A 10,908-nucleotide genomic window follows, 5' to 3' on the forward strand; every position below is an offset into this window, starting at 1 on the left:
TTAGGTTAGGCAGAGCCTATGCAGTGTGGTTTTTCCACATAAATAGGCGATAACAACACATAAAATCCAAACACGCATTGCCCAGAGGGTTCTTCCTAGGGGCTATTTTCTCTTTGTTACTCAATTTTTACTTAGCCCACTAGGTTACAAATCTCGCGCCGCGATTAAATCGCCCCTAGGTTGAACAAATTTAATCCATAAAGTCAATACGCCCTAAAGAGGTAAAAATGTCTGATATTAAAAAGAGTCACAAATTAGAAGGTGTATGTTATGACATTCGTGGGCCGGTTTTAGCACAAGCTAAAAAAATGGAAGACGAAGGTCAAAAAGTATTAAAATTGAATATAGGTAATCCAGCTGCTTTTGGTTTTGATATGCCAGAAGATATGCACCGCGATATTATCCGCAACTTATATTCAGCCCAAGGTTACTGTGACTCTAAAGGCCTCTATTCAGCCCGCGTGGCTATTTATCAGCACTACCAACAACGTGGATTACATAATTTAGATGTAGATAGTATCTATATTGGTAATGGCGTAAGCGAACTTATTCAGATGATCACCCAAGCGCTATTAAATAATGGCGATGAAGTGCTTATTCCAGCTCCAGATTATCCACTTTGGACTGCTTCTGTCACATTATCGGGTGGTAATCCGGTGCATTATTTATGTGATGAAGAGCAAGATTGGTTTCCGGATATTGCAGATATAAAAAGCAAAATAACGTCTAAAACTAAAGCTTTGGTATTAATTAATCCTAATAATCCGACAGGTGCGGTTTACAGTGACGATTTGCTAATGCAATTAATTGATATAGCGCGTGAACATAAACTGCTGTTATTGAGCGATGAGATTTACGAAAAGATTTTATACGATGGTATAACGCATACTTCAATCGGCTCACTGTGTGATGATGTACCAATCATTACTTTCAATGGTTTAGCAAAAACCTACCGTGCAGCGGGGCTAAGAATGGGGTGGATGGTTCTAAGCGGTCGTACCTCGGTAATGGATGATTTACGCAAAGGCCTTGAAATACTTTCATCTATGCGTTTGTGCGCCAATGTGCCTGCGCAATATGCAATTCAACAAGCGTTGGGCGGCGTGCAATCAATTGATAATTTAATTAACCCAGGTGGGCGCTTATACGAGCAGCGCGATATTGCATGGCGCGGGTTAAACGCTATTGAAGGTATTAGTTGTAAAAAACCAAAAGGCGCGCTCTATGCGTTTGCCAAAGTAGATACAGCACTTTTTAACGTTAAAGATGATGAAAAGATGATGTACGATTTGCTAAAAGCCGAAAAAATATTACTTGTACATGGCAGGGCGTTTAATTGGCCCGAGCCGGATCATTTTAGATTGGTATTTTTACCAAGCAAAGATGATTTATCGGATGCGATGTTAAAAATGAAGCGTTTTTTTAAAGACTATCGTCAAGTATAGTTATTTAAAAAATAAAAAAACGAGCCAAATTTGGCTCGTTTTTTACTTTAGTCATGAATATATTGGCTAATACGCTTTATCTACACGCACCGTGTTGTCGTTCAAGTACACTAATCTTACGTTATCGCCTTTGCTAAAGCGCATTGATTGGTCTTGATCTTGAACAACCATAAACTGGTCGCCGTTTTCAACTTGTATTAATAACTCTACAAAATGATTTTGCTGATAATGACTTTGCTGCTGCCTATTGTGTGCAACACTGCCGCCAATTACCGAGCCTAATATTGTTGCTACTGTGCGGCCGCTACCGCCACCAAACTGGTTGCCTACAACACCACCGAGTAATGCACCGCCGAAGGTTTTCCAGCCGTTGTTTTTGTCTTGAATGATTTCTTGTTCGGTAATATTGCGTACCGATTTTACGTCACCAAATAAAACTTGCTGCACAGGGACTGCTTTATTGCGCTCGTATTGAGCAAAAGTTGGCGCGCTCACACTAAGTAGGGCACACATTATTAATATTATAGCTTTCATAATAATCTCCTATTGGTAGCCTTTATGGGCTTATTAGCCCGTAAAGGCTTAGTAACTACCAACCAAATGTCGATTTTTCTTTAGTTTTACGAATTTCAGTTTCGTCAGCCCATTCAACTAGGCCGCTTTCCATATCCATTAAACGCATCGTAAATTTATAGTATACGTCTGATTTATCGGCATTTGATTTAACTATGCTCGATAAATTTCCGTATAACATATATTGCGCGCCAATTTGTTTACCAAATGCAACGGCTGTTGCAGGGTTAACCAGGGCATCTTCGTTTTGAAACGTTAATTGCTCACGTACTGACTCAACACGCGTCATATCTACAAAACGGAACTTACCACTGCGTAGCATTTGCGTTGAGATTGAATCGGTGATTGATTCAGTATCAATGTGCTCACTAGTTTTATTTTTAATACGCTCAACAAATACTACGGGGCGTTTATTAGCGGTCATTGTGCCAACAACGGGTGAGCTGAGTAATGAATCGGTCATTTGGCTCGCTACTTTTTGTAAGTCGGTAGAGCCAAAATTAATATCGGTTGTTTCTACTGCTTGTGCGTCGCCATAACTTACTACGGCTTTATTAGCACAGCCACTTAATACTAAAGCGCTCAGGCCAACTAAAGCGTAAGTTGATGCTGTTTTAAATTTGTTACTGATGATCATGGTTGTTTCCTTTAATCTTTAAATTCTTGTGATTCGGTAGACACTTCTCTTACTGCTAAAGAAAAGGTAACCGCATCAGAGCTCGGTGCTAAGCCCGGTAATTGTGTTTTTGCAAAACCAAATAAGGTGAGTGCTTGCCAAGGTGAGTGGTTGCCTTTAATAACAAAGCCGTCTTTATCAAACCAATTAAATTGATACTGTAAATACTGTGATTTTTTATACTGGCTCGAAAGTGTCACTACCACATCGGTTAATTGGTTAGTTTGACGTGTTTTCACATCAGTAATGGCCAGCTTTTTACCAAGCTCTGGGTTATCTACACGTAATTGCTCATTAAACTGGTTTTTATTTTGTTCAACAGAAATACCCGATGTAACCGGTTGGCTGGAACATGCACTGAGCATTAAGGCTGCTAATAATGGCGCTATGTATTTCATGATGGCTCCTAAAGTTGAACTACGTGGTAATTAAAGTAGTTATTAATAGAGGTTAAGTAAATTAACGTTAACCCTTGCTTACTAATGGTAAAATTTATGGGTGCTTGTGTGCCTATATGCAGAGAATGCTCACCTGTATTTAGGCTTTGCCTTGCGACACTTATTTGATTTGGAAGTGTAAGCCAGCTGCGTGTATCAGCTTGCTCAGACGCCAAATTATAAATATTAGCAAGTATGTTACCTACATCACCGGCACTGCGAGCAAGTTCTGCCCGTACTTTCTCTTTGGCTACTAATCTGAGTACTTGGCGAGCGACTTTTGCAGGTATTTGATCTTCTAGAGTTTTAGCTGCAAGTGCCTCAATGTGTACCAGTGGGCTAAGCGCCAAGCTTTGTGCATCTATATTTATATTGTTAAGGCGGCGCACATAGGCATTATCTTTATATACCGGCATCGCCAAGCTGTAAAAGCGTGCATCGCCACGTGATGAATAAATTGGCAAGCGCAGTTTAAATTCATCTTGTTTTGGTACTAATCCTTGTTCAAATAAAACAATTACTTCGCCTTGTGATGAAGAAATAGTGGGCGTATCGCCAAAGCGTTTTTTAAATTCATTTAGATCTTGGTCAAACCCTTGTTTTTTAGCAAGGCGCATCACATCTTGCTGTAAATAAATATTGTTAGGTTGTATAGCCAATGCTTTTTTATAATCGATATAGGCGTCGTCGTATTGTTTAGCACTTTGGTAAAGCAAAGCAGATAAGTAAAATGTGTAGGCATTTTGAAAGCCATTTTTTATGTTTCTGGTTACATTGCTCATGCTTGGGTAGTGTTGCTGAGCTTCTTTAACGGTTGAGTCTACTTCTGCTTCATTCTCGCTAAGCGCATCAACTTGTACTTTATTAGCTCGGCGAATTTCGACCAATGCGCCTTCAACATCATTTTTATACACGTAGTTAAGTGCTTTATAACTATGAAGCATGCTCATTTCGTAAGCGGGTGGCACATAAGTTATTGCTGAGTCGTTGGTAAATAAAGCGTTACTTTGTTCAAGGCCCGCACTAACTTGTATTTTGGCGGCTTCACGCTTTTTTTGCATTTGCGTATACACGTTCTCAAATTTACTTTGTGCATCATCTGGTGTATTTGCTAAGTCGTTTAAACGAGCTTGCTCAAGTTGGTTGAGTAAGTAGCTGCTGTGCAGGGTGCTATTATTAGCAATAAGGGATTGCGCTTCTTCGATGTTGTTTTTCTCGATCGCATTTCTTATTGGTGTCATTTGTGTGGCATAGTCATTAAATAGGTCATTAAAACCCATTGTGCTACACCCACTTAAAATAAAACAAAAGCTTAAAATTATACTGCGGCGCACTGAGCACTCCTCTTAATTTACCTGTATACATTAACATACTATTTTTAGCTAAATGTGTGAAATATTGTAAAAAATCGTAGAGTAAAACTGCCTGCTAATAAAGAAATATAAAGTGACATTAGTGAACAAAGTGTGAATTTTTTTTGGTTTATTATCACTCCACTGAAATAGTATTTTCGCTTTAGCGGTCTTGCTAAGAGTTATATCACTTAGAGGAATTAAAAAATGAAAAAGTTTACAGGTGCAGCAATGGCTGTAATGGTAGCAGGTTTAGTTGGTTGTAATGCAACAGAGGCAGAAACGGCAACATCAAGTGCAGTTGCTAGTAATGGCGCAACAACTGATTTAGTTCATTGTTATGATGCGAATGTATGTGGTGGCCATAACGATTGTAAAACAGCTGAGAATGCATGTGCAGGTCAAGCGTCATGTAAAGGGACTGGTTTTGTAGCAATGCCTGCAAAATCATGTGCTGACGTTGGCGGTACAGTAAAAGATAAATGGGTTGGCAGTGTAGCTAAAGCAGATTTAGTACATTGTAACGATGTAAATGTGTGTGGCGGTCATAACGATTGTAAGACTGCTAATAATGCTTGTGCTGGACATGCATCATGTAAAGGCACCGGTTTTGTATCAATGCCTGCAAAAGCATGTGGTGATATTGGTGGTTCTGTAGGTAGCTAATACCAATTTATCGAACGCATAAAATAAGCTTGAACGATGTGTTTATTATTCAGGCTTATTAAGGAAGTTTATGACAAATCGTTTTTTAGGTTTTGGTTTAGGACTAAGAGCCCCGCATTTTGAGCAAATTATTGCAGATAAACCAGCTGTAGATTGGTTTGAAATTATTTCAGAAAACTATTTTGTAGCCGGTGGAAAACCTTGGCATTATTTAAATAAAATAAGAGCAGATTATCCGATTGTTATGCATGGGGTATCAATGTCGATTGGTAGTATTGACCCTATTGATAAGGACTACTTAAATCAGTTAAAAAACACAATTGCGAGGGTTGAGCCGCATTGGGTGTCTGATCATTTATGTTTTACCCAAGTGGGCGGTATTAATAGCCACGATTTACTACCAATGCCTTACACCTCAGAGGCGCTTGATCATTTAGCAAATAAAATTTCGCAAGTTCAGGACTACCTAGGGCGCGAAATGATTTTTGAAAATGTATCGAGCTATTTAACCTATAACGATTCACAAATGAGTGAGTGGGAATTCTTAGCGCAATTACATAAGCAAACAGGCTGTAAGTTTTTAATGGATGTAAATAATGTTTATGTAAGTGCGCGTAATCACGACTTTAATGCAATGGATTATTTATCAGCTATTCCGAGTACAGCTATTGCACAAATTCACTTAGCAGGACATCAAGACTTTGGTACGCATATTATAGATACGCACGATGAAGATGTTCCCGATGCGGTATGGGACTTATATGCTCAGTATGCAAAAACATTAAATCCGGTAAGTACCATGATTGAACGCGATGATAATATTGGCTCCCTTGATGATTTAATTACTGAGCTTGAGCATGCCAAAGCGCTAGTGAAACCGTTTTGGGATATAAGGTCATGAGTGGTTTAGCAAAGCTGCAACAACAGTTTATGGATTTACTGCAAGGAGAAAGTTCGGATATTAGCGAGCAAATTGCGCAGCAAGGGCAGTTAAATACACAACAGCGACTCTCTATTTATCAAAGCGCTTATAAAATTCGCTTAAGAGCCGTGATTGAGCAAGATCACGAACAGTTGGGCATTTACTTAGGTGATGATTTATTTGAGATGATGGTTGATGGTTATTTAGCTTTATATCCTTCAACTCATACGTCACTACGAATTTTTGCAGAGAAGCTACCAGATTATTTAGCCGCTAATACTCCTTTTAGTGATTACCCCATACTTGCAGATATAGCAAAATTTGAACGACTATTACTAAGTACTTTTGATGCAAGCGATAAAACATTACTTAATGTATCAGAGCTTGAAAGTATTGAACCTCAGCAATGGCCAACTTTACTATTAAAATTACATCCAAGTGTTCAGTTAGTTGTGTTTAATACGTTGGCGGTTGAAAGTTGGCAGGCAATAAAACAAAAGCAAACACCGCCAGAGCCAAGAGTCTCAGAACCTCGCTTTTGGGTTGTAGCACGTGATGCTCAAAGGCGTACACAATATTTAAGCGTTGATGCACAAGAATACCGCTTACTGAGTTTATTAAAACAAAACACACCCTTTGCACAGTTATGTCAATCCTGTTTAAATGAACTCCCAGGCGAGAAAATCGCTGGGTTTTTAATTACTAAAATTAATCAATGGCTTGAACGTGGTTGGTTAATTAGCGAGTGAGTTAAAACAATATAGTTATTTTTCGTTGCGAAGGAATTTTTTTGAAAGCCACCATATACACATTAATTGCTTTAATTGCGTTTGCCGCAAATTCTCTTTTTTGCAGAATGGCCTTAGCAGAAGGTTATATAGATGCTTGGAACTTTACTGTTATTCGCTTACTTAGCGGGGCTGCATGTTTGGGCATTATAATGGCTATTTATACCCATAATTTAAAACGTAAAGGCACATTCAATCCCGCTATTTTAAGTGACAGAGGAAGCTGGCGAAGCAGTATTAGCCTGCTTGTTTACGCGCTTTGTTTTTCGATTGCCTACGTAGAGCTAGATACCGGTACCGGTGCACTAATTTTATTTTCTGCTGTGCAACTTACTATGATTGGCTGGGGTATTTATCAAAAAGAGCAATTAAGCGTACTCCAGTGGTGTGCATTTATAGTGGCGTTATCTGGTTTTGTATATTTAATGCTGCCATCTGCAGCGGTGCCTTCATTATTAGGTGCATCACTTATGGCACTCAGTGGTGTGGCATGGGGTATTTACAGTATTCGCGGTAAAGTGTGCGTATCGCCACTGCGTACTACTGGGTTTAACTTTATAAGAAGCTTAGTTGCTATCCCTGTTTTATTACTTGTAGGTATGAGTTATTTAAAAAATATGAGTATTGAAGGGGTATTACTTGCGTGTGCCTCGGGGGCAATAGCGTCTGGAGTTGGTTATAGTGTTTGGTATGTAGCAATGCCACTACTTAAAAGTACCCAAGCTGCGGTTGTGCAACTTTGTGTGCCGGTACTTGCTGCCATTGCTGGTGTTATGTTTTTATCAGAGCAGGTAACAATTGAGTTTATAGTAGCAAGCTCGTTAATATTAGGGGCCGTGCTGGTGTTTATTTTAAATAAAAAGAAGGCTTAATAAAACCTAACCTTCTTTTAGGTGTGGGCTTACGTTTGTTACAAAGCGTTTATAAATAGCAGGTAAGTTATCAAGTATTGCCTGCTTACCCTGTAGTTCACTGTTTTTTATGTATTCAAAAAGTACTTGCTCGCTAAGTTTATTCACTAATAATTGTGATTGCTTAATATGGCTTATATGCCAAAGCTCAGGTGCTACGCCACCTAAATCATGCTGGTAAGGGCGATAAAAACCAAATTTAACTAAGTTAGTATCAAGCCAATTACTTAAAGGTGCAAACGGCCCACCTTGCAGGTATTCATCAGGTGTTAGCTGTAGCTTATAATCATCACTGACCGCAGCTTTATCAAACACATCTAAGTCAGTCCCTAAATGGTGTCTGCTTGCGCCAGGTAGTGCAGAGTAGAGCATTATTGCTATGCATTTATCTACATCATTTAATTTAGTTAAATCTACAACCTTTTGCTGTTTATTATAAACAGGTCGAATACCTAAAAACTTATTATTCCAAATAATTGACTGGCGTTCAAAGTCGCGAAAACTTGAGGCAATAGTAAGATCAAATCCCGCTTTTTTAGCTGCACTTTGTAGTGCTAAAAAGTCGCTAATAATAGCGCTGTGCAAGCGATGATTTTGTATGTCAGTTAAATGTGTATCACTTTGCCCTGTGATACACATTATCGATGTTGGTTTAGTTACATCCATTATGCTAAAAGTTGCTCTAGTATTTGCTCGTAAATGTCGGTAAGGGCTATTAAATCATCGGTACTTACGCATTCATCTACTTTATGAATAGTTTCGTTACGTGGGCCAAGTTCAATTACTTTAGCACCTGTTTGTGCAATAAAGCGACCATCTGATGTGCCGCCGGTAGTTTCTAGGTTTGTGGTTAAACCGGTTACTGATTTAATCGCTTTTACTGTGGCATCAACAAGTGGGCCGTGCTCGGTAATAAAAGGTAAGCCATTTACTATCCAGCTTAATTCATAATTTAAGTTATGCTTTTGTAGTATGTCATTTACACGTTGTTGTAATTGCTCATGTGTTACTTGCGTGCTAAATCTAAAGTTAAACTGTACTTCTAGCTCACCTGGGATCACGTTGCCTGCACCTGTGCCGCCATTAATATTTGAAATTTGAAAGCTGGTAGCAGGGAAGTATTCATTTCCGTTATCCCACACCGTTTGGCTAAGCTCAGTAAGGGCAGGGGTTGCTAGGTGAATTGGGTTTTGTGCTAAATGTGGATAGGCGACATGCCCTTGTACACCCTTAACGGTTAAAAAAGCGGTAAGTGAACCTCTGCGGCCATTTTTAACAACATCACCTAATACATCTCGTGATGAAGGCTCGCCTACTAGGCACATATCAATTTTTTCACCGCGCGCCTCTAGCGTATCAATTACACGGGTAGTCCCGTTTATAAACGGGCCTTCTTCGTCAGAGGTTATTAAAAAAGAAATTGAGCCTTTATGATCTGGATGTTTAGTAACAAACCGCTCGGTTGCAACAAGCATTGCAGCTAACGAGCCTTTCATATCGGCAGCGCCGCGCCCATGTAATAAACCGTCTTTTATTAATCCTGAAAACGGCGGGTGTTGCCAATTTTTCTCTGGGCCTGTTGGCACAACATCAGTGTGGCCTGCAAAACAAAAGTGCGGTGATTGTGTGCCTTTTCGAGCCCATGTATTTAATGTGTCGGTAAAAAATAATGACTCAATATTAAAACCAACCGCAGCAAGGCGATCGTTCATCATCTGTTGGCAGCCAGCATCCTCGGGCGTTACTGACTCACGTTGTATTAGTGCTTGAGCGAGTGCAATTACATCATCTTTCATGATTTAAATATCTCATCGTATTGGGCTGCTTTAAAACCTAAGTGGTAACTGCCATTGTTAATAAGTACTGGGCGTTTGATCATTGCAGGTTGGTCAACTAACAATGGGATAGCACTTTCTTTCGTCAAACTCTGTTTTTGCTCATCAGTTAGTGCGCGATAAGTTGTGCCACGTTTATTAACAAGCTGTTCCCAATCGAGTTTATCTGCAAAATCACTTACCATTTGCTCATCTACGCCATCTTTGCGGTAATCATGAAACGTAAATTCGATGTTGTTGTCGGCTAAGTATTTTTTTGCTTTTTTTATCGTGTCGCAATTGCTAATACCGTATAGAGTGATCATAAATTTAGTTCTTCTTAATAATAGTTAATAAGGTATCTACATCCGCATTTACATGCGAATGTGAGTAATGAAATGTGCCGAGATTATGGCCGTTAAGTAAGATTAAACTGGCCAGCATAGGCGTTTCTAGTTCGCGTAAATCAAAATAAGCGAGGCGCTGGCCTTTACTTATTTCACTACCATTTAATTGTGCAATATGAGTATGTGTAATTGATTGCGAACCGGTAATAGTTAAGTTGATTAAAACTTTTAAACCATTTTTAGCCTGTAAAATAAACTCAGTACCTGCGTTTTTTACTTGTAATAACGTGCCATCAAACGGCGCTAAAATTTTGTGGCTACTGAGCTTTACAGTAATACCAGGACCGAGAATACCAAACCTAAAAATAGGTTCGGGGTGTTCTTGAAGCGGTATTACTTTACCTGTAAATGGGCTTGTAATAAGGATGGCACTGCGGGGAGTTTTATTGAGTGCTAGATATTCAATTGTTTGTGCTTTCATATGCTATTGGGCCACCACGTTGTAACCATCTTTTTTTAAGGCGTTAAGTGCTAGTGAGGCCGTTTGCTTTTTTACTAAAATATAATCGGTATCGTAGGTTGAGATTGAAAAAATAGAAATTTTAGCGCGTGCTAATACACCCGATATATTAGCCATTATTCCGGTCAGCGAAAAACCAAGTGGGCCAACCACCTCAAGTGCTTGCCAATCAGATTCGGTATCTAAACTCTCTATTTCAAAGCTACTAGGGCAAACAATAGATAGTTCATCCTGGGTTTTAGATATAAAAAATAAAGGAAGCTTGAGTAGCGCCGCAGGTATATCGGCGTCAACATCTAAACTGTGAATAGATAAAACCGTGCTGTGTAATTGTAATGTTTGTTTTGACATTAAACGCCTGCGATACAGCATTATTGATAGCTTTATAGTATAGATTATTGCCTTCAAGTTAAAGGTGTAAGCGTGACTAAAATGAGCATTTGGAAGTGGGTTTTAA

General features: G+C 39.1%; 14 protein-coding genes. 5 read left to right on the forward strand and 9 right to left on the reverse strand.

Features of this window, described 5'->3' with window-relative positions:
* The first annotated feature begins 227 nt into the window (after positions 1–227).
* A complete protein-coding gene (locus H5116_RS00435) occupies positions 228–1,445 on the forward strand; it encodes a pyridoxal phosphate-dependent aminotransferase (RefSeq protein ID WP_024597609.1) in 1,218 nt (405 codons plus the stop codon).
* Positions 1,446–1,511: 66 nt separating this feature from the next.
* Here H5116_RS00435 and H5116_RS00440 read toward each other — a convergent pair whose 3' ends face one another.
* Genes H5116_RS00440 through H5116_RS00455 form a run of 4 tightly spaced genes read right to left on the reverse strand, consistent with a single transcriptional unit; the run spans position 1,512 to position 4,465 of the window.
* Positions 1,512–1,979 (reverse strand): glycine zipper 2TM domain-containing protein, encoded by a 468-nt coding sequence (locus tag H5116_RS00440; protein ID WP_002959676.1) that lies wholly within the window; start codon positions 1,977–1,979, stop codon positions 1,512–1,514.
* Positions 1,980–2,034: 55 nt separating this feature from the next.
* Positions 2,035–2,655 carry a penicillin-binding protein activator LpoB gene (gene lpoB, locus H5116_RS00445; protein WP_007375407.1) on the reverse strand — a complete coding sequence of 207 codons (621 nt, stop codon included), beginning with the start codon at positions 2,653–2,655 and terminating at the stop codon, positions 2,035–2,037.
* An 11-nt stretch (positions 2,656–2,666) separates the two neighbouring features.
* On the reverse strand, positions 2,667–3,092 hold the full coding sequence (locus tag H5116_RS00450) for a YcfL family protein (protein WP_002959678.1): 426 nt from the start codon (positions 3,090–3,092) through the stop codon (positions 2,667–2,669).
* An 8-nt stretch (positions 3,093–3,100) separates the two neighbouring features.
* Positions 3,101–4,465 (reverse strand): COG3014 family protein, encoded by a 1,365-nt coding sequence (locus tag H5116_RS00455; protein ID WP_182693202.1) that lies wholly within the window; start codon positions 4,463–4,465, stop codon positions 3,101–3,103.
* 225 nt (positions 4,466–4,690) lie between these two features.
* Between H5116_RS00455 and H5116_RS00460 the strand changes: the two genes are divergently transcribed.
* The 4 genes from H5116_RS00460 to H5116_RS00475 all read left to right on the forward strand — a co-directional run bounded on the left by H5116_RS00460 (position 4,691) and on the right by H5116_RS00475 (position 7,731).
* Positions 4,691–5,149 (forward strand): hypothetical protein, encoded by a 459-nt coding sequence (locus H5116_RS00460; RefSeq protein ID WP_024595110.1) that lies wholly within the window; start codon positions 4,691–4,693, stop codon positions 5,147–5,149.
* A 70-nt stretch (positions 5,150–5,219) separates the two neighbouring features.
* On the forward strand, positions 5,220–6,050 hold the full coding sequence (locus H5116_RS00465) for a DUF692 domain-containing protein (RefSeq protein ID WP_154903261.1): 831 nt from the start codon (positions 5,220–5,222) through the stop codon (positions 6,048–6,050).
* Positions 6,047–6,820: a DNA-binding domain-containing protein gene (locus tag H5116_RS00470; RefSeq protein ID WP_024595108.1), complete on the forward strand. Its 774-nt coding sequence runs from the start codon at positions 6,047–6,049 to the stop codon at positions 6,818–6,820. The genes H5116_RS00465 and H5116_RS00470 overlap by 4 nt, the downstream gene beginning before the upstream one ends.
* Positions 6,821–6,861: 41 nt before the next feature.
* Complete coding sequence (locus H5116_RS00475; protein ID WP_024595107.1) at positions 6,862–7,731, forward strand: DMT family transporter; 870 nt, start codon at positions 6,862–6,864, stop codon at positions 7,729–7,731.
* A gap of 6 nt (positions 7,732–7,737) precedes the next feature.
* Here H5116_RS00475 and H5116_RS00480 read toward each other — a convergent pair whose 3' ends face one another.
* From H5116_RS00480 to H5116_RS00500, 5 genes are read right to left on the reverse strand one after another with little or no spacing between them, the layout of a single operon-like run.
* The gene (locus H5116_RS00480; protein ID WP_182715320.1) at positions 7,738–8,436 is read right to left on the reverse strand and encodes a M15 family metallopeptidase; all 699 of its coding nucleotides are present in this window, start codon (positions 8,434–8,436) and stop codon (positions 7,738–7,740) included.
* Positions 8,436–9,566: a succinyl-diaminopimelate desuccinylase gene (dapE, locus tag H5116_RS00485; protein WP_154903259.1), complete on the reverse strand. Its 1,131-nt coding sequence runs from the start codon at positions 9,564–9,566 to the stop codon at positions 8,436–8,438. The genes H5116_RS00480 and dapE overlap by 1 nt, the downstream gene beginning before the upstream one ends.
* The gene (locus H5116_RS00490) at positions 9,563–9,910 is read right to left on the reverse strand and encodes an ArsC family reductase (RefSeq protein WP_165742933.1); all 348 of its coding nucleotides are present in this window, start codon (positions 9,908–9,910) and stop codon (positions 9,563–9,565) included. Before H5116_RS00490 ends, dapE begins: the two co-directional genes overlap by 4 nt.
* 4 nt (positions 9,911–9,914) lie before the next feature.
* On the reverse strand, positions 9,915–10,412 hold the full coding sequence (locus H5116_RS00495; protein WP_002959694.1) for a PTS glucose transporter subunit IIA: 498 nt from the start codon (positions 10,410–10,412) through the stop codon (positions 9,915–9,917).
* A 3-nt stretch (positions 10,413–10,415) separates the two neighbouring features.
* Positions 10,416–10,802 (reverse strand): ACT domain-containing protein, encoded by a 387-nt coding sequence (locus H5116_RS00500; protein WP_002959696.1) that lies wholly within the window; start codon positions 10,800–10,802, stop codon positions 10,416–10,418.
* Between the last annotated feature and the right edge of the window lie 106 nt (positions 10,803–10,908).

The organism is Pseudoalteromonas sp. SG45-2 (genome assembly GCF_014164115.1).
GTDB classification, from domain to species: domain Bacteria; phylum Pseudomonadota; class Gammaproteobacteria; order Enterobacterales; family Alteromonadaceae; genus Pseudoalteromonas; species Pseudoalteromonas distincta.